The following is an 18,216-nucleotide window of genomic DNA, read 5'->3' as shown; positions in this document are numbered from 1 at the left end:
GTTATGGTGAATGGCCTGTTTTCTCGCCGGATGTTGCCATGCTGACCATCAAAGCATTTTCTATTGGTGTTTTTATCATCGTGTTGTTGTCGCTGTTTGCCAGCCTGGCACAAGCCACGCATGGCGGTATGTTATCCAGCGAACGCGGTGGCTGGTGGTCGGCACGGCGTGATTCTGCCGGTATCGCACCCGATCCCCGCGTCTATGCCTCACAAGCTATTGTGCAGGTCTATGCGGCACCCACCTATGGCTGGAAAGGGGCCGTAGCGGTACATCCGTGGATCATCTTTAAACGCGCCGGTGAAACACGTTACAACCGCTATGAGGTGATAAGCTGGGGTAGCGACGACAAAGTGCGTCATAACGCCAATCTCCCGGATGGTTACTGGTATGGCGCAAGGCCGAGATTGTTGGTCGACCATCGTGGCGCAGCGGCGCAGGCGATGATTCCACAGATCGAAGCGGCGATTAAATCCTACCCCTGGCCGCAGACCTACCATGCCTGGCCTGGACCAAACAGTAATACCTTCCTCGCCCATATTGGTCGTGAAGTACCTGCGCTGGAGCTGGATTTACCCGCCAACGCGGTGGGTAAAGATTATCGTCCGTTGTGGCGTCCGATCGGATTGCCGCCATCAGGGCGGGGGATTCAGGTGTCGGTGCTGGGTGTGGCGGGAGTAACCCTCGGTGCCGAAGAGGGTTTTGAACTGAATGTTCTGGGTTTAAATTTGGGGCTGGATTTTACCCCACTGCGTCTGCGTTTGCCCTTTATTGGCGGCATTGGCGGCGACAACGTGCAGCAGGATAATCCGCCGGGTTAATTGCCCGGAAAAACTAAGCGTGTAACAAAAACAGGGTGGCGAGGCCGAGGAAAATAAAAAATCCACCGGTATCGGTGATGGCGGTAATCAGCACGCTGGAGCCGACAGCCGGATCGCGTTTCAGCTTAGTCATGATTAGCGGGATCAGCACTCCCATCAGCGCAGCCAGTAGCAGGTTCAGCACCATCGCCAGCATCATCACGCCACCCAGTGCCAGATTGTCGTACATCATCCAGGTGACAGCGCCCATGATGCCGCCCCAGAACACGCCGTTAAGCAGCGCGACGCCTAATTCGCGCAGGATCAGAAATGAAAAGTTGCCCGGCTCCACCTGATGCAGCGCCAACGCACGCACAATCATGGTGATGGTTTGATTGCCGGTGTTGCCGCCAATCCCGGCGACAATCGGCATCAGGGTCGCCAGCGCCACCAGTTGGGAAATGGTCGTTTCAAACAGGCCGATAACCCGAGAAGCCACGAATGCAGTGCAGAGGTTAATCGCCAGCCATGCCCAGCGTTTACTCACCGCTTTGCGTACCGGCGCGAACACATCCTCTTCCTGGCTGATTCCGCCCATTTTACGGATATTGCTCTCATTCTCTTCATTGACGAGGTCGATCACGTCTTCGACGATGACGCGGCCAATCAGCTTACCTTTTGCATCAGTGACGGCGGCGGAAATCAGGTTATAACGTTCAAATGCACCCGCGGCATCTTCGGCTTTATCGTTAAGCTGGAAGGTGATTGGGGTCGCATTCATCACCTCATCTACCCGTGTTTGCGGCGGATTAAGCAGGATTGTGGTGAGAGGCAGTTCACCCAGCAGTTGATTGCTTTTATTGGTGATAAATAGTTTATCGGTGCCGTCCGGCATCGTCTGACGTCGGCGTAGAAAGCGCTGCACAGTACCAAGGGTGACATCGGCGCGCACTGTCAGAATATTGAAATCCATAATGCGGCCCACCCGATCGCGATCAAACTCCACCACGCTGAGTACATGGGCGCGCTCGCTGGGATCCAGGGTGGTCAGCAGACGTCCGGTAAGATCGCGCGGCAAATAACGCGCCAGATAAGCCTGATCATCAATATCCAGCGGCTGGATAGCGCGCAGGATTTCGCGATCGGTCATGCTTTCAGTCAGACTGGCCCAGACAGTTTCGGATGCTTCCACCAACACCCGGCCACGCTGTTCACTTGGGACTAAACGCCACAGCGCCTGACGCTCTTCCTGTGGCAGCGCCTCAAGAATATCGGCCAAATCCGCCGCGTGCAGCAGCTGCAAATCGCTTTCCAACTGATGACGCCACTCGCTGACTTCCTTCAGTTTGCTGGCAGGCAGATCAACCGATTTATCCAGCAGCACATCGACCAGATCGTTTTGTGTGAGCAGCAGGTTAAGAATGCGATGACGGGTTTCAGTGAGTTGTTGCGCGGGCGTGGCAGACATAACGCGTCCTTTGTGTCTGTAGATATCAGGTCGAAGTGTAGCGCGTTACGGGTAAACAGGACGTAACAATCGTCATCGTCTCAAGGGACAATGTGCTGGCGCAGTGGCTCGCAACTTCATTAACGCGTGTCGTTACTGCTTTGTGTCACCGGGTCGGACGTGGTTTTCTTCTGCTGATGATGCTCAATGGCACCCGGGATGGTGAAAATCAGACGGCCAACCAAAATAAAAAAACTGATCAGCAAAACAATGCGTGTCATCGAACCGGTTTTGGGACGTCTTCGTGCGGGGAAAGCGTTATTCACGCGGGGAGTTTCCTGTTGATACCCGTCTGGGCGATTGCAACATTTAGTCATACTTAGATCGGTAAATCAATCGCTGTGTGAAAAATGAGCAGAAAAGGTTAAAGACACCCACACACAGCACGTAGCAGCGCGATTTATCGCGCAATTTCGTGCGCGTTGCAGGAAAAACCCGCGCGATAAATCGCGCCGCTACGGGTCAGTAACTCGCCTTTTGCGCCAGCAGCGTGGCGAAACGACAGCGAATGCGCTGGCCATGTTCATCACGACGATGCAACTCACCGACATGCTCGTTGTATTTCACGATATGCCAGTTGCGATAGTAGTGACTGAGCTCCCCGGATTTAAAGGTGAAAGGGAAGTCCAGCGGATTGGGATAATCGTCGGTGCTCATGGCCGCGACGATCAGGTTATAGCCATATTTCACCGTGCTGGCCTGCATATCCGCAATCAACTGCGGGATGGTCTGCGGTTGCAAGAACATCATCACCACCGTGGAGAGCACCAGCTGATATTCGCCGTTGAAGCGTACCTGATTCAGGTCGCAGGCTTCCGCGCGAATATTTTGCAACTGCTCCTCATGGATAATCTGCTGGAGTCGCGCCAGACTCTGCGGATTGCTGTCCCAGCCGGTCACATCAAACCCCTGCTGATTGAGATACAGGCTGTTGCGACCCTGGCCGCAGCCCAGATCCAGCGCTTTGCCTGGTGTTAATTTAGGTAGCGCTTCCAGCACTTCTGAATGCGGTGGCGTCAGGCCATATTTTTCCGCGAAATAGTTATCAGGACGAATGGTCATAATAAACCGCGTTTACTCCTCTTGCAGAATCAGGTTCCAGCCGGTCACTTCATTCCAGTAGCTTTGCTCGCGTTCCAGATCCAACTGCACCAGGGTGTTCTGGCTGAAATAACCCACCGGGAAGGTGAGTGTCCAGTGGCCGTCATCGGTGGACAACTTGAGCGAATCCGGGCGCGTGGTGGCCTGACGCTGATTATTCAATAACGTGCCGAGACGCAGCAGGAAGACCAGCGGTAAGAATTGCTTCTTCTTAAACAACGTGAAGCGTGGCATCTCATCCATCTTCACTGCTTTACGGTGGAAGCGTACCAGCATCGCCAGCAGCATCTGTTGATCCTGGTTAAACCCTGGCATGTTGGTGTTTTGCAGGATGTAGGCCGAATGGCGTTGCAGACCGCTATGGTTGATGGTCAGCCCGACCTCGTGCAGCAGCGCGGCCCATTTCAGCAGCGCGGAAAGCTGCGGGTTAGCCAGTTTGGGGTTCTGATCCAGCCATTGCAGATAGAGCTGCTCGGTGGTTTCCAGTACGCGGCGTGCCTGGTCGCTGTCGATCGCGTAGTGATTTGCCAGGCTCTGGGCAGTACGACTGCGAATGTCCTGATGACGGAAGCGGCCTTCCATTTCATACAATACGCCTTCACGCAGCGCGCCATCTGACAAACGCAGCTCGCGAATCGCCAACGCATCGAACACGCCACACAAGATTGCCAGGCCAGGAACAAACACCACTTTGCGTTCTTCGGACAGGCCCGGGAGGCTGAGTGCGGCGAAGGATTTGTGCTTGATCACCTCGCTATACAATTGGTCCAGCCGTTCCGGGGTAATCAGTTTCTCTTTCTCGCCCATCGCCAGCAGCACTTCGCAGGCCGCCTTGATGGTGCCCGACGCGCCCAGCGCATATTGCCAGCCATGCAAGCGATATTGCCATGACAGGGTTTCCAGCTTTTGCGCTGCGGCCAGACGCGCGCGCCGGAAGTTTTCCGGCGAGATTTCACCTTTCGGGAAGTAGAGCTGAGCAAAGCTGACGCAGCCCATACGGCGGCTTTCCACCAGCTGCGGCTCGAAATCTTCACCGATCACCAGTTCGGTAGAACCACCGCCAATATCGATCACCAACTTGCGGCCTTTTTCCGGCTGGGTGTGTTCCACGCCCATAAAAATCAGACGCGCTTCCTCATTACCGGAGATCACCTCAATCGGGTAGGGGATAACATCCGCCGCCCGCTGCAAAAATTCTTCCGCATTGATGGCCTGACGCAGCGTATGTGTTCCGACGATGGTCACATTGGCCGGACTAAACCCCTGTAAGCGCTCAGCAAATAACGCCAGGCAATTCAGCCCGCGCTGGATTGCCTCTTCACTCAGGCGATTCTGTGCATCCAGCCCATCGGCCAGATGCACGCGCTGCTTGAGGCGTCCCAACACCTGCATGGCACCATCCACCACACGGGCAATCACCATATGGAAACTGTTGGAACCAAGGTCGATGGCCGCAAATTCCTGGGGCTTCGGCGTACTTTTATGGGATATTGGCATAGGAATTATTCAGGTTGTTCCAGTTGCTTGATGTAATCGTAAATCGCCAGCTGCGAGCGCACCTTTCTGCGGTTGCCGCGCGGTACATAACGGTTACTCAGTTCTTTGTCGACGATACGGGCTTTTACTGTATCGCTAAACAGAATGGCAATGATATCCAGTACGCGCTGTTTCAGACGCGGATCCAGGATCGACACGGCCACTTCAATGCGGTAATCGATATTGCGTGTCATCCAGTCCGCAGAGGAAAGGAACACTTTTTTATCGCCGCCATTTTCGAAAATATAGACGCGGTCGTGTTCAAGGTAGCGGTCAACGATGCTAATCACGCGAATATTTTCGCTGATACCGGGCAAATCGGGGATCAGCGAGCACATGCCGCGTACCAGCAGATTCACTTTCACTCCCGCCGCTGAAGCAGCATACAACCGATCCACCAATCCGTTATCCACCAGGTTATTAATTTTCAGCGTAATGCCCGCTGCGATTCCCTGCTGCACGTTGGCAATTTCGTTATCAATCAATTGATAAAGCATACTGCGCGAATTTTGCGGCGAGACCATCAAATGGTCAAAACTTACCGGACGATAGGGGTTTTCAATAAAGTTAAACACCCGACGCACTTCGTTAGTGATACGCGCATCCGCCGTCAATAAAGAATAGTCGGTATAAAGGCGCGCGGTCTTCTCGTTAAAGTTACCGGTGCCGATATGGGCATAGCGCACAATCTCTTCCCCTTCACGGCGCGAGATCAGGAACAGCTTGGCGTGAATTTTCAGACCAGGTGCAGAGAAGATCACGTGGACACCCGCTTCGGTCAGACGCTTCGCCCAATGGATATTGGCTTCTTCGTCGAAACGCGCCTGCAACTCCACCACCACCGTCACTTTTTTGCCGTTGTAGGCCGCATGGATCATCGCATCCATGATGCGCGAGTTCTTGGCAACGCGGTAGATATTGATTTTGATCGCCAACACGCTCGGGTCGAAGGACGCCTGACGCAGCAATTCCAGCACGTGCTCAAACGTATGATAGGGATAGTAGAGCAGCACATCGCGGTTGCGAATCGCATCAAAACCGTTGCGGAAACCATCAAAGCCGATATGACGAATCTGCGGCAACGGGCGGTTTTCCAGATTGCTTTTGCCCTCATTCGGGAAACTGATGAAATCTTTAAAGTTGTGGTAACGGCCACCCGGCACGACCGAATCATAGTTGGAAATGGAGAGTTTATGGCGCAGCATTTCCACCATCTCATCCGGCATATCCCGTTGATACACAAAACGTACTGGCTCCGCGTTCAGGCGTTGCTTCAGGCTGGAAGACATCAGTTCCAGCAGGCTGGATTCCATCTCCGTAACCAGATCATACTCGGCATCACGCGTCATCTTCATCGAGTAGGCGTTGAGTGCGTCATAGTCATAGAAACCTTTGAAGATGTCATCGAGACAATAACGCAGAATATTGTCGAGCAGGATCATCGGCTTGCGACGACGCGGTGATTCAGCAGGCAGGTTGACGAAGCGTGGCACTTTATCGGATGGGATCTCCAGCAGTGCATAGCGTTTATCGTCTCCGCGAATAATTTCCACTGCCAGGTAGGTGTAATCGTCTTTCAGGAATTCGATGAGATCGGTGTCGTGATTGACCAGAATGGGCGTGATGTGCTGACGTAACTGATGTTTAAAGTAATAACGCAACCATACTTGCTGGTTGGGCGACAGTTGGCGTTCGTTGATCAGGAAGATCTGATTACGCGCCATTTCCAGCAGCAGATCGTTGTATAACGCATCAAATTCCTGGTCGGATTTCAGCACCCGTAGCTGGATCTTTTTCAGCAGGTGGCGCGGTGTACTGGGCGATCCTTGTTCTTCCCCAATCAGAATGCGGCGTTTTAAATCGGCAAAGCGAACTTTATAAAATTCATCAAGGTTGTTCGAATAAATCCCGAGAAAGCGCATACGTTCAATCAGCGGATTACTTTTGTCCGCTGCTTCCTGTAACACACGTTCGTTGAACGATAACCAGCTTAATTCTTTTTCTATATACAGCTTTTCCTGACCCATTCTGACTCCGTGATGCTGTTGCTGGACGGGATGCCCGGCGAAAAGGCGCCATTGCGCTGTTTCGCTCAGTGTCCGTCACCATTATGGCGAGAGTATGGCAGGCTTGTCCAACGCCAACAGTTGTCTTATCAATCAGCTACGGGCAACATAGCGTCTTGTCTACGAGCCTAACCCAGAGCTGCATGAGCATAACAAGCATTCCCGTCCACTTTAGCGATAGCCGCCGCCGCGCCGTTGACCGGTGGGTGAAGCGTATTGTCACCGCCTGTGGCGTGGGAATTCTGCTCCTGATGTTACTGCTGTTCTTCTGGTTAATCTGGGTGGTATTACCTCTTTTTAGCACGCCAGGTATCCAGCCGGGTGCCAGCCAGCAACTGTGGGACAAAGCCCCGGTGCTGGCAATGGGCAGTGATGGGCAGCTCGGCTGGCGTATCAGCCGTAACGAAGCGCGTTTTATTCCGCTGGATGGTCAGCCTGCGGGACCGGCGCTGGCATTGCAGGGCAAACCGGATGCGGTGGTGCAGAGTGCCGACCAGCACAGCCTGCTGCTGAATATGCAGGGCGACCTGCTGCTGATGCAGCCGGTTAACGGCGAATGGCGTTTTCCACTCGGCGATCGCCCACTGCATCTACCCCAGGGTACGGTATCCCAGATGGCGTTGGCGACGTTGGCAGATAACCAATGGCGAATTGCTGCGCAAACCGCTGCCGGGGTTATCCTGCTGACGCTGGATAAATCAAACAGCGTTGCGCAGATTACCCTCGCGCAGCAGCAGGCCGATCATCTTCTTTTCTCGCCCGATGGCTGCGTGCTGTATACCAGCGAAGGCCGTCTGCTGCGCGTCTGGCAAATTAGTGCTGATGGTGCGCAACTGCGCGAAACACAAACCCTGACAGAGAAACCGCAAAGCCTGCATTTACTGGCTGGTGGACGTACCTTATTAATTCAGGATTCACGCGGTGTCAGCCAGTGGTTCGCCATCGCCGGGTCGCAGGGGCCGCGTTTACAGGAAATCCGTACTTTTAACGCCAGCGCGGGTGCGAGCTTGATTGTCACCGAACCGCAACGTCGCGTATTTGCCACCCTGAATACGTCAGGTGAGATTAGCCTGTTCGCCAGCAAACAACAGGGACCGATTGTCACGCGCAAGTTGGCACCGGGTATTCAGGCGGCCGCTTTCTCACCACGCGGCGATACGCTGTTGGTGGAGCGGGCAGGACAATGGCAACGCTTGCACCTTGACGATCCCTGGCCGGATTTCAGCTGGCGTAATCTGTGGCAAAAAATCTGGTACGAAAACTATCCGCAGCCCGATTGGGTGTGGCAATCCACCGCCGCCGGAGATAGCTACCAGGCGAAGTTTAGTCTGATGCCGCTGGTGATCGGCACGTTAAAAGCCGCCAGCCTGGCGCTGCTGTTTGCCACGCCGCTGGCACTGGCGGCGGCAATGTATACCGCGTGGTTTATGACGCCGGGTCTGCGCCGCTGGGTCAAACCGGGTATTGAGATGATGGGTGCGCTGCCGAGTGTGGTCATCGGTTTGATTGCCGGGGTATGGCTGGCACCGCACATCAGCAATGCGTTGATTGGCGTGCTGTTGCTGCCACTGATGCTGGCGACGACCTTGCTGCTGTGTGGCTTGTTCAGCCCACGTCTGCCCGCACGCTGGCGTCAACCGGGCTATGAAGTGCTGCTGTTGCTGCCGATATTGCTGGCCGTCACCTTATTGACGCTATGGCTGCCAACCTGCTTCTGGCCGAATATTGGGGAGCGTCTGGCCCATTACGAGCAACGCAACCTGCTGGTGGCCGCGCTGGCGATGGGGTTCGCGCTGGTGCCGCTGATTTTTACCCTATCGGAAGACGCGTTATTCAGCGTACCGGTTTCGCTGGGGCAAGGTTCGCTGGCATTGGGCGCGACGCCGTGGCAAACCCTGACACGCGTAGTGCTGCCAGGGGCATCAGCGGGTATCTTCGCCGCATTGATGATCGGTTTTGGCCGTGCGCTGGGTGAAACAATGATTGTCCTGATGGCGACGGGTAACACACCGGTGAGTGAAGGCGGGTTGTTTGCCGGGTTGCGCGCGTTGTCAGCCAATATCGCCATTGAGATGCCGGAGGCGGCGGCAGGCAGCGCCCATTATCGTATTCTGTTCCTGAGTGCGCTGATCCTGCTGATTTTTACCTTGATTATCAATACAGTGGCTGAGGTGATCCGTCAACGCCTGCGGCAACGCTACAGCCAGCATGAGGGGCAGGGATGAAGGCCATGCGCCAAAATGATCGCTGGCGCTGGCTGACCGCCGGTGCTGTGGCCGTCTGTTTGCTGGCTTTTACCTTGCTGATTGGTCTGCTGGCCTGGCAGGGAATGCGCGCGTTCTGGCCTCAACCGGTCGATCAATATCAGTTCCAACTGCCTGAGGGTGAATCGGTGATGCTGCTGGGAGAGACCGTGCAACGCCAGCAGCATGGCAGCGGCTGGCGTTATGTGGTGAAAACCGGCAACCGTGATTTCGCACCACCCGATTTCCGCGTGATTGACAGTCAGACACCAGCCAAAACCCGTCAGCCATCGGATGTGATGGTGTTGCAACGTCGTAGCGGTGGGAACGCCTACGGCTGGTTTATCGCACTGCGTGAAGATAATGAAGTACTGACGGCACGCGATCGTGATGCGTTGCTGCACCAACGCCTGAAACAGGTGCATGACCAGCTGCGTCAGGCAAGCCAGATTCGCCGTATCGATATGGCGCGTCTTAATGCACAGCTGGAAAACCTGCAACAGCAGGCGGAAGAACAGCAACGTAAAGGGGAATTCAGCGCACTCCGCCAGTCCGAATTCGATGCCAATAGCGCCGCGTTGCAACGGCGCTTTAACGCCCTGGCGAATCAACTGAGTCAGCTGCAAACCGCAAGCCAGCGGGATGTGCTGGTGCTGCGAGATGTGCAGGGGCAGGACCATGTAATTCCACTGGCACAGATTGTCGCGGCCTGGTATCCAAATAGCATGAGCGTCGGCCAGAAAGTACAGCATTTCCTCAGCCAACTATGGCAATTCGTCAGCAATAACCCGGCGGCGGGCGAGAGTGAAAGCGGGGCGCTACCAGCGATTTTTGGCACCGTGCTGATGGTACTGCTGATGTCGGTGATCGTTATGCCGCTCGGTGTCGTGGCCGCGCTCTGGCTGCATGAATACGCCGGGCGTACCGCGCTTACCCGGTTGGTGCGCATTGCGGTAGTCAATCTGGCGGGTGTGCCGTCAATAGTTTATGGCGTGTTTGGCCTCGGCTTTTTTGTCTGGTTGATTGGCGGCACTATCGACCAATTATTTTACTCACGTGCACTACCCAATCCGACATTTGGCACGCCGGGATTGTTATGGGCGTCGTTAACGCTGGCGCTGCTGACGCTGCCGGTGGTCATCGTCGCCACTGAAGAGGGATTATCACGCATCCCGGATAGTCTGCGCCAGGGATCGCTGGCGTTGGGCGCAACCCAGGCGGAGACACTGTGGCGCGTGGTGTTGCCACTCGCGGTCCCGGCGATGCTCACGGGCTTGATCCTGGCGGTGGCGCGGGCCGCCGGGGAAACGGCCCCATTGATGCTGGTGGGGGTGGTAAAAATGGTGCCGGAACTGCCGGTGGATGCGGTGTTCCCGTATCTGCATCTTGACCGCAAATTTATGCACCTCGGCTTTCAGATTTACGATCTGGCGTTTCAAAGCCCAAATATCGACGCAGATCGCCCTCTGGTTTATGCCACCGCCTTGCTGCTGGTGGTAATCATCCTGTCGCTCAACCTGCTGGCAATGGCGCTCCGTCACCGTCTACGCGAGCGTTACCGGCTTATGACGCATTAAAAGGTTCTTCACATGACGCCCGATTACGACATTGCTCTCAAAGTTAATCAGCTTTCGCTGTGGTATGGCGAGCGCCAGGCGCTGAATAATATTGATCTGCAACTGCCAAAGAACCATATCACGGCGTTGATTGGCCCTTCCGGCTGTGGCAAATCGACGCTACTGCGTTGTTTTAATCGCATGAACGATGTGATTGATCGTTGCCGCATGGAAGGGGAGATTTGGCTGGGGCAGCATGCCATTATGCAGCCGGAGCAGGATCGGGCGGCACTGCGTCGGCGTGTTGGCATGGTGTTTCAGCGACCTAATCCGTTTCCCAAATCGATTTATGAAAACGTGGTATATGGCTTGCGTTTGCAAGGGGTGCGTGACCGTCGGATATTGAACGAAGCCTGTGAACGCGCGCTGCGTGCGGCGGCGCTGTGGAGCGAAGTCAAAGATCAGCTGGGACAAAACGCGTTAACCCTGTCTACCGGTCAACAACAGCGCCTGGTGATTGCGCGGGCGATCGCCATTGAGCCGGAAGTGCTGCTGCTGGACGAACCCACCTCCGCACTCGATCCCATCTCCACGCTGGTGATTGAAGAGTTGATGACCACGCTGAAGCAGCATTTCACGCTGGTGCTGGTGACGCACAATATGCAGCAGGCAGCGCGCGTATCGGATTACACCGCGTTTATGCATAACGGACAGTTGGTGGAGTTTGACGAGACCGATCGCATTTTTACTTCTCCGCAAGTGCGGCGTACGGAGGATTACATCACTGGACGATTTGGCTGACGGGGTAATTTTGTGTTCTGCCGTCCAGATTGACAAAGATTTCCTCGCTTAATTACTGTTGTTGACTATCCTCTCCCGCAGCTAAATGGATATCACGCCTGATGGCGTGAGCTAGGGAAGCAACGCGATGAGCAAGGAAAATTACGCGAACGGCGCGTTTAACAACCCGGTACTCGGGACTTGTATTGGTGTGGACCGTGAGACTGGCGGGGCGATGCTTACCCAGGATTTTGCGGTGAGCAGCCCGCTACCCTGCATCGTTATTCTGGTGCATGGCGTCAACGATATTGGTGAAGCCTACGAGATGCAGGAGCAAGGGATTGTCGACGGGCTGAATACCCGGCTGGCCCGCACCGATATGTATCCCCATGAATGGACGGAGATGTGTGGCTTAACCGACCTGAACGGTGCCGCGCGGCGTATCATCCAGAGCGGTCGCTCGCCGGTGATCCCGTTTTACTGGGGATATCGTCCGGTGGATCGGGAAACCTATGACGCCGACCAGCAGCGTTATCGTGCCGAGGTCAAAAAGCTCGGGCTGGAATCGGTACTGCCATATGACGCCTTTCAGGAGAATGATCCGCAACGCCTGAAAAAACTTAATCCTGAAATGCGCGGATTTTGCAACGATAACTACGGCAATGTGCTGAATCTTGCAGTGACTAAAAATGGTGGCACCTTTGCCAATGCCACCACCTGTATTCCGGATATGCTCGGGCCGGGCGCCAACGGCGGCGCGATCTGGATGGCGGGCGTTTACAGCCGCAAGCTGAATGGCGGCGACTTTACCCACCCGATTTACGGCAATCCGCACCGGATTTATCAGTTCTTTGCGGCGCAGCGGCTGGCGGATTTGGTTTTTGAGATCAGGAAAAACGAACCTACGCAATACGATACGATCAATATTGTGGCGCATAGCCAGGGCACCCTGATCACATGCTGGCGAACATGATTCTCAGGCAGAAGGCACCTGCATACCCAGTTGCTGACTGCACCATCCTCTGCCACTCCCCTTATTCGCTGGAACCGCGCTTTCTGGAAAACCTGCTACCGGGCCGCCAGCAGACCGCTAAAGCCCGTCAGGAAACGCTGCGCAACTTTTGCCGCCTGATGGCTACCAATCCCAAATACGATCCGGGCGGGCGCTATCACCCGGACTTTGTGCAGGCGATGCTGAACGACGGCACGCTGGCGCGCAAACACCAGTGGCATAGCGATCCGCGCTACAGCCGTAACAATTATGGCCGGGTGTATAACTACTTCTGCCCTGACGATGGCATCGTGTCGCTACAGAGTGTGCAGGGGATCGGCTGGCGCGGCATTCCCGATCAGGTTGCAACGGGGATGGAGAACCTTTACCAGCGGGCGTTTTGCCAGCACTACGCCACCGGCGGTAACCCGACGCATCAGCCATTTGAAAAGCCCGCCTGGCGGGAAGGGGACTTCCGTTATGACGGCCGGGCAACCAACGCGGCCTATCCGTACCACAGTGGCGTGACCCTCAATGCCGAAGCGTTGCCGCAGGTGTTTGAGCTGAGCATGATGGGCAGCAGTCATGACGGAGACATGAAGTTTAAGACCGGGGTAACAGGGGAAGATCGCTATATCGACTACTCTGCCCGTGCCCATGAGGGTGTATGGCAGGTAAAGGAAACCCGGCCCCTGCTCCCGCTACACGGCTATGGTATGCAGCCGGGGCATATTCTAACCGAAGCCGAGTTGAGTGCGGTGAATGTTCACTACAAAACCCATTTCACCGGTGGTCGTATTATTGGTTCGAAGCAGTGAATGGAATATCTGCTGTTACGGAATAAAACCGATCAGGAAATTGATGAGATGGCGAAATATGGCGACCCGGTAAAACTCAGCCAGCATTCGGCCATTGTGATGGACCCGAACGTGCAGGAAAAAGCGGTGGCGTATGACCTGGCGATTGGTAACTGTATGGCGTTTGAAGATCCGGAGTTCTGGCTGAGGCTGAGAAAGCTGGCCGACTGGCGGCATAAGTATAATCCGGATGAGGATGCAAACAGGTATTATCAAACTGGTGAATTAAACGAAAAGAAGACCAAGGACTTCATGAACAAACCCGATAACATCCTACCTAAAGGAGAGTTTGGTGTTGTCAACGAATACCACCCGGCTGTAAAAATTGAACCTGCTCGTCCACCAGAGTTTCATCATAAGGATATCCCGTTAGCTCAGTGGGATATGCCGGAACCTATGAATTATTTGGATCTTCCCGCAGCGGGTCACAAAATGGTGTTTTAATGATGCTGAAATATGTAAAAGGATTTACATCGATCGTGCTGGTTATTGCTCTGTTCATGCTTAATGGATGCCAAAGCCATTTATTAAAACCACGCCAGAAGCCAGTACAGGTAGTTTACCGTTTTGATGATCACCGCTGGCTGGAACTGAAAGGTTATAACTGCCAGGGAGAACTCTGGTTTGTTGATCAGGAACAGGGAATTCGCAGCCAGCTCTGGTTTCAGTTCTACAGGATTTTTACTAAGCCCTATATCAATGCCTCAGAACGCTATATTGCAGTACCCAGCTGGGGTATGACAGGGGTAATGAGTGTTTCAAAGGATTATGGGAGGACTTGGCAAACATCTTCCATAAATGGCGAAGAAGATAACGGTTTTAACGCACCAAACTACGACAATATTGAGTCCCTGACCGTGGTCAATGACCAGGGCTTTCTGCTGACTAAACAGGGGCGCATTTATATGTCCTCCCTGCCTTTCGATGATCCACGTCTGCAACCCGGCGGACCGGGAATTGATTACACCGTCGAGTTTAAAGGCAGAACCTTACATCATCATATTAATGCGATAGATTGGGCATCCGTAGAGAACGCTTCCGACTGGGGGCTGTTTTATTTCGATGTAACAGCCCTTAGAAAATCGACTTACCAGCATTACAGCAACTTCCAGAATCTGCCCGATCGCATTCCAGAAGTTAAAAATTATCAGGGCTGGACGCATATGAAATGCGATCTGAATGCCGGACTCTGACCGGTAGCGGCGCGATTTATCGCGCGGTTTTCACCGCACAAAAAAACAGCGCGATAAATCGCGCCGCTACTATTTAGATATTCCCTCAACGGGTCACAAAATGGTGTTTTAATGATGCTGAAATGTGTAAAAGGATTTACATCGATAGTGCTGGTTATTGCTCTGTTCATGCTTAATGGATGCCAAAGCCATCTATTAAAATCCCGGCAGAAGCCGGTACAAGTGGTATACCGTTTTGACGATCACCGCTGGCTGGAATTAAAGGGATTTAATTGTGAGGGCGCATTGTGGTTTGTGGACCAGAAACGAGGGATCAGGACAGAAGTGCATGACTGGGGGTATCGTATTTTTACTAAACCTTATATCCATCCCTCGGAGCGTTATATAGCGATACCTGGCTGGGGCATGATTGGTGTGATGACTGTTTCGAAAGACTATGGCAGAACCTGGCAAACAACTTCAATAAATGGTGAAGAAGACAATGGTTCAAATGCACCCGGCTATGAAAATATCCAGTCCCTGACCGTGGTCAACGAGCAGGGTTTTCTGCTGACCAAACAGGGCCGTATTTATATGTCCTCCTTGCCCTTTGACGATCCACGTCTGCAACCCGGCGGCCCGGGAATTGATTACACCGTCGAGTTTAAAGGGAGAACCTTACATCATCATATTAATGCGGTAGATTGGGCATCCGCAGAGAACGCTTCCGACTGGGGGCTGTTTTATTTCGATGTAACAGCCCTTAAAAAATCGACTTACCAGCATTACAGCAACTTCCAGAATCTGCCCGATCGCATTCCAGAAGTTAAAAATTATCAGGGCTGGACGCATATGAAATGCGATCTGAATGCCGGACTCTGAACGGTAGCGGCGCGATTTATCGCGCGGTTTTCACCGCACAAAAAAACAGCGCGATAAATCGCGCCGCTACTATTTAGAACTTCCCTCAACGGGTCACAAAATGGTGTTTTGATGATGCTGAAATATGTAAACAGAATTACATCTATAGTGCTGATTATTACTTTGTTTATGCTGAATGGATGCCAGGGCCATTCGTTAAAAACACGGCAGAAGCCGGTACAAGTGGTATACCGTTTTGACGATCACCGCTGGCTGGAATTAAAGGGATTTAATTGTGAGGGCGCATTGTGGTTTGTGGACCAGAAACGAGGGATCAGGACAGAAGTGCATGACTGGGGGTATCGTATTTTTACCCGGCCTTATATTCATCCCTCAGAACGTTATATAGCCCTACCGGGCTGGGGCATGACTGGTGCAATGACTGTTTCGAAAGACTATGGCAGAACCTGGAAAACATCCTCAATTAAAGGTGAAGAAGATGATGGTTCAAATGCACCCAGTTATGAAAACATCCAATCCCTCACTGTCGTCAACGATCAGGGTTTTCTGCTGACCAAGCAGGGACGCATTTACATGTCCTCCCTGCCTTTCGATGATCCGCGAATGGAGCCTGGTGGTCCTGGTATTGATTTCACCTATAGGTCAATTAAAGGCCAGATTGTGCATGACCATATTGATGCCATTCGTCCCGCGGTAGGGGCGGATTATTCTACCTGGGGATTAAATTATATCGATACCCGGATTCTGCATCGCCGGATGAGTCAATATTTTGCTAACTTCCAGAACCTGCCCGACCGCGTCCCCGAAGTCAAAAATTACCAGGGCTGGACGCATATGAAATGCGATCTGAATGCCGGACTCTGAACGGTAGCGGCGCGATTTATCGCGCGGTTTTCACCTCACAAAAAAACAGCGCGATAAATCGCGCCGTTACCGGGTCGGTACAAGTATTAAATCAATCGTGAGCATAGCCCTGCGGTGGCAGCGGTTGACCATCCAGCCAGGCCGCGTTCTCGCGCATCTGCAAACGTCCTTCCACAAACCAGCTGATCACCAGCGGATAGATGGCATGTTCCTGATGCTGCACACGGGCAGTGACATCCTCTTCCGTATCATCGGCAAACACCGGCACGCGCGCCTGCAAAATAATCGGTCCGCCATCCAGCTCATCAGTGACGAAATGCACCGAGGTGCCATGTTCTTCGTCGCCATTCTCCAGCGCCTGACGATGCGTATGCAGGCCGGGATATTTCGGCAGCAGGGAAGGGTGGATGTTGAGCAGACGATCGTGATAATGGGCGACAAATCCCTGGCTGAGGATACGCATATATCCCGCCAGTACCACCAGATCCGGGGCATAAGCATCGATCTCCTGCATCAGCTGGCGATCAAAGGCTTCACGGTCGGCAAATTGGCTGGTGGCCAGCGCATGCGTCGGTACACCGGCTTCCTGCGCACGGGTTAAACCCAGCGCTGCGGCTTTATTACTGAAAACGGCAGCGACGCTGCCGTTAATACGCCCACTTGCGCAGGCGTCGAGGATGGACTGAAGATTGCTACCGTTACCGGAGATCAGTACAACCAGTTTTTTCATGGGTTGATGACCACACGCTCTTCAGAGTCAGAGGCTTTGATCACACCGATTTTCCACGCCAGCTCGCCAGCGTCGGTCATCAGCTGTACCGCTTTGTCAGCTTCTGCGGCGCTCAGTGCGATCACCATGCCCACGCCGCAGTTAAAGGTGCGGTACATTTCGTGACGGCTGACATTACCGGCCTGCTGCAACCAGTTGAACACTGCCGGCCACTGCCAACTGCTCTCTTCCAGCACCGCCTGGGTGTTGTCCGGCAGTACGCGCGGAATATTTTCCCAGAAGCCACCACCGGTGAGGTGTGCAATCGCGTGCACATCAACCTGTTCAATCAGGCTAAGGATGTTTTTCACGTAAATGCGGGTCGGGGCCAGCAGATGATCCGCCAGAGGCTTACCTTCCAACTGCTTGGTTTCCGGGTTGGTCTGGCTGACTTCGAGGATTTTACGCACCAGCGAGTAGCCGTTGGAGTGCGGGCCACTGGAACCCAGCGCGATCAGCACGTCGCCATCCTGCACTTTCGAGCCGTCAATGATCTCTGACTTTTCCACCACGCCAACGCAGAAACCGGCCACGTCGTAATCTTCGCCGTGGTACATGCCTGGCATCTCTGCGGTTTCACCGCCAACCAGCGCACAGCCTGATTGCAGACAACCTTCAGCGATACCGGTGATCACCGAGGAAGCCGTGTCGACATCCAGTTTTCCGGTCGCATAGTAGTCGAGGAAGAACAACGGTTCCGCGCCTTGTACCACCAGATCGTTCACGCACATCGCCACCAGATCGATACCGATGCTTTCATGGCGCTTCAGATCCATCGCCAGACGCAGCTTGGTGCCGACGCCGTCGGTGCCGGAGACCAGCACTGGCTCGCGGTATTTCTGCGGCAGCGCACAAAGCGCGCCAAAGCCGCCCAATCCACCCATCACTTCCGGGCGGCGGGTCTTTTTCACTACGCCTTTGATGCGGTCAACCAGAGCGTTACCTGCGTCAATATCAACACCGGCGTCTTTGTAGCTGAGAGAGGTCTTGTCGGTCACTGCGGAATCCCCACGCGAGTTGCGGTTGGTGGTTAAAATAAAGCGGCGTAATTCTACCAGCGCAGGCAAACGTTTGCGAGTCCCATCTCACGCT

At 53.9% G+C, this 18,216-nt stretch carries 15 protein-coding genes and 1 pseudogene; 9 read left to right on the top strand and 7 right to left on the bottom strand.

Features of this window, described 5'->3' with window-relative positions:
- The first annotated feature begins 38 nt into the window (after positions 1–38).
- The gene (locus AC6I8W_RS15465) at positions 39–821 is read left to right on the top strand and encodes a DUF3750 domain-containing protein (RefSeq protein WP_497835725.1); all 783 of its coding nucleotides are present in this window, start codon (positions 39–41) and stop codon (positions 819–821) included.
- 13 nt (positions 822–834) lie between these two features.
- Here the strand turns inward: AC6I8W_RS15465 and mgtE are convergent, their stop codons facing one another.
- The 5 genes from mgtE to ppk1 form a co-directional block, all read right to left on the bottom strand.
- The gene (mgtE, locus tag AC6I8W_RS15460; protein ID WP_497835724.1) at positions 835–2,268 is read right to left on the bottom strand and encodes a magnesium transporter; all 1,434 of its coding nucleotides are present in this window, start codon (positions 2,266–2,268) and stop codon (positions 835–837) included.
- Positions 2,269–2,387: 119 nt separating this feature from the next.
- The gene (locus AC6I8W_RS15455; RefSeq protein ID WP_497835723.1) at positions 2,388–2,573 is read right to left on the bottom strand and encodes a YfgG family protein; all 186 of its coding nucleotides are present in this window, start codon (positions 2,571–2,573) and stop codon (positions 2,388–2,390) included.
- Between the two features lie 196 nt (positions 2,574–2,769).
- Complete coding sequence (gene tehB, locus AC6I8W_RS15450; protein ID WP_497835722.1) at positions 2,770–3,369, bottom strand: tellurite resistance methyltransferase TehB; 600 nt, start codon at positions 3,367–3,369, stop codon at positions 2,770–2,772.
- A gap of 12 nt (positions 3,370–3,381) precedes the next feature.
- Positions 3,382–4,905 carry an exopolyphosphatase gene (gene ppx, locus AC6I8W_RS15445; protein WP_497835721.1) on the bottom strand — a complete coding sequence of 508 codons (1,524 nt, stop codon included), beginning with the start codon at positions 4,903–4,905 and terminating at the stop codon, positions 3,382–3,384.
- Between the two features lie 5 nt (positions 4,906–4,910).
- Entirely contained in the window at positions 4,911–6,971 is a 2,061-nt protein-coding gene (gene ppk1 / locus AC6I8W_RS15440) for a polyphosphate kinase 1 (protein WP_497835720.1), read from the bottom strand.
- 182 nt (positions 6,972–7,153) lie between these two features.
- Here ppk1 and AC6I8W_RS15435 point away from each other — a divergent pair, with 182 nt between their 5' ends.
- From AC6I8W_RS15435 to AC6I8W_RS15400, 8 genes and pseudogenes are all read left to right on the top strand, one after another.
- Positions 7,154–9,235 carry an ABC transporter permease subunit gene (locus AC6I8W_RS15435; RefSeq protein WP_497835719.1) on the top strand — a complete coding sequence of 694 codons (2,082 nt, stop codon included), beginning with the start codon at positions 7,154–7,156 and terminating at the stop codon, positions 9,233–9,235.
- Entirely contained in the window at positions 9,232–10,830 is a 1,599-nt protein-coding gene (pstA, locus tag AC6I8W_RS15430; RefSeq protein WP_497835718.1) for a phosphate ABC transporter permease PstA, read from the top strand. The genes AC6I8W_RS15435 and pstA overlap by 4 nt, the downstream gene beginning before the upstream one ends.
- A gap of 12 nt (positions 10,831–10,842) precedes the next feature.
- Positions 10,843–11,610 carry a phosphate ABC transporter ATP-binding protein PstB gene (gene pstB, locus AC6I8W_RS15425; protein WP_497835717.1) on the top strand — a complete coding sequence of 256 codons (768 nt, stop codon included), beginning with the start codon at positions 10,843–10,845 and terminating at the stop codon, positions 11,608–11,610.
- Positions 11,611–11,737: 127 nt separating this feature from the next.
- Positions 11,738–13,398 (top strand): annotated as a pseudogene (locus tag AC6I8W_RS15420) (T6SS effector phospholipase Tle3 domain-containing protein).
- On the top strand, positions 13,399–13,881 hold the full coding sequence (locus AC6I8W_RS15415; protein WP_497835716.1) for an effector protein Tle3 domain-containing protein: 483 nt from the start codon (positions 13,399–13,401) through the stop codon (positions 13,879–13,881). It abuts the pseudogene before it with no gap.
- A 2-nt stretch (positions 13,882–13,883) separates the two neighbouring features.
- Complete coding sequence (locus AC6I8W_RS15410) at positions 13,884–14,630, top strand: T6SS immunity protein Tli3 family protein (RefSeq protein WP_497838205.1); 747 nt, start codon at positions 13,884–13,886, stop codon at positions 14,628–14,630.
- Positions 14,631–14,744: 114 nt separating this feature from the next.
- Complete coding sequence (locus AC6I8W_RS15405) at positions 14,745–15,491, top strand: T6SS immunity protein Tli3 family protein (RefSeq protein WP_497838204.1); 747 nt, start codon at positions 14,745–14,747, stop codon at positions 15,489–15,491.
- Between the two features lie 114 nt (positions 15,492–15,605).
- Positions 15,606–16,355 (top strand): T6SS immunity protein Tli3 family protein, encoded by a 750-nt coding sequence (locus AC6I8W_RS15400; protein WP_497838203.1) that lies wholly within the window; start codon positions 15,606–15,608, stop codon positions 16,353–16,355.
- 91 nt (positions 16,356–16,446) lie between these two features.
- Here the strand turns inward: AC6I8W_RS15400 and purN are convergent, their stop codons facing one another.
- Both purN and purM read right to left on the bottom strand, forming a co-directional pair.
- On the bottom strand, positions 16,447–17,085 hold the full coding sequence (gene purN / locus AC6I8W_RS15395) for a phosphoribosylglycinamide formyltransferase (protein WP_497835715.1): 639 nt from the start codon (positions 17,083–17,085) through the stop codon (positions 16,447–16,449).
- Positions 17,082–18,122: a phosphoribosylformylglycinamidine cyclo-ligase gene (gene purM / locus AC6I8W_RS15390; RefSeq protein WP_497835714.1), complete on the bottom strand. Its 1,041-nt coding sequence runs from the start codon at positions 18,120–18,122 to the stop codon at positions 17,082–17,084. The genes purN and purM overlap by 4 nt, the downstream gene beginning before the upstream one ends.
- Between the last annotated feature and the right edge of the window lie 94 nt (positions 18,123–18,216).

The organism is Pantoea sp. X-Soil-TKNS-1211 (genome assembly GCF_059730495.1).
Note: the sequence above shows the minus strand (reverse complement) of the source record. Positions and strands in the feature narration are given on the sequence as shown.

Coding starts and splice junctions, on each gene's coding strand:
- purN (WP_497835715.1), bottom strand. CDS start 17,085: ATGAAAAAACTGGTTGTACTGATCTCCGGTAACGGTAGCAATCTTCAG.
- ppk1 (WP_497835720.1), bottom strand. CDS start 6,971: ATGGGTCAGGAAAAGCTGTATATAGAAAAAGAATTAAGCTGGTTATCG.
- AC6I8W_RS15415 (WP_497835716.1), top strand. CDS start 13,399: ATGGAATATCTGCTGTTACGGAATAAAACCGATCAGGAAATTGATGAG.
- AC6I8W_RS15410 (WP_497838205.1), top strand. CDS start 13,884: ATGCTGAAATATGTAAAAGGATTTACATCGATCGTGCTGGTTATTGCT.
- AC6I8W_RS15405 (WP_497838204.1), top strand. CDS start 14,745: ATGCTGAAATGTGTAAAAGGATTTACATCGATAGTGCTGGTTATTGCT.
- AC6I8W_RS15400 (WP_497838203.1), top strand. CDS start 15,606: ATGCTGAAATATGTAAACAGAATTACATCTATAGTGCTGATTATTACT.
- pstB (WP_497835717.1), top strand. CDS start 10,843: ATGACGCCCGATTACGACATTGCTCTCAAAGTTAATCAGCTTTCGCTG.
- ppx (WP_497835721.1), bottom strand. CDS start 4,905: ATGCCAATATCCCATAAAAGTACGCCGAAGCCCCAGGAATTTGCGGCC.
- pstA (WP_497835718.1), top strand. CDS start 9,232: ATGAAGGCCATGCGCCAAAATGATCGCTGGCGCTGGCTGACCGCCGGT.
- tehB (WP_497835722.1), bottom strand. CDS start 3,369: ATGACCATTCGTCCTGATAACTATTTCGCGGAAAAATATGGCCTGACG.
- AC6I8W_RS15465 (WP_497835725.1), top strand. CDS start 39: ATGCTGACCATCAAAGCATTTTCTATTGGTGTTTTTATCATCGTGTTG.
- mgtE (WP_497835724.1), bottom strand. CDS start 2,268: ATGTCTGCCACGCCCGCGCAACAACTCACTGAAACCCGTCATCGCATT.
- AC6I8W_RS15435 (WP_497835719.1), top strand. CDS start 7,154: ATGAGCATAACAAGCATTCCCGTCCACTTTAGCGATAGCCGCCGCCGC.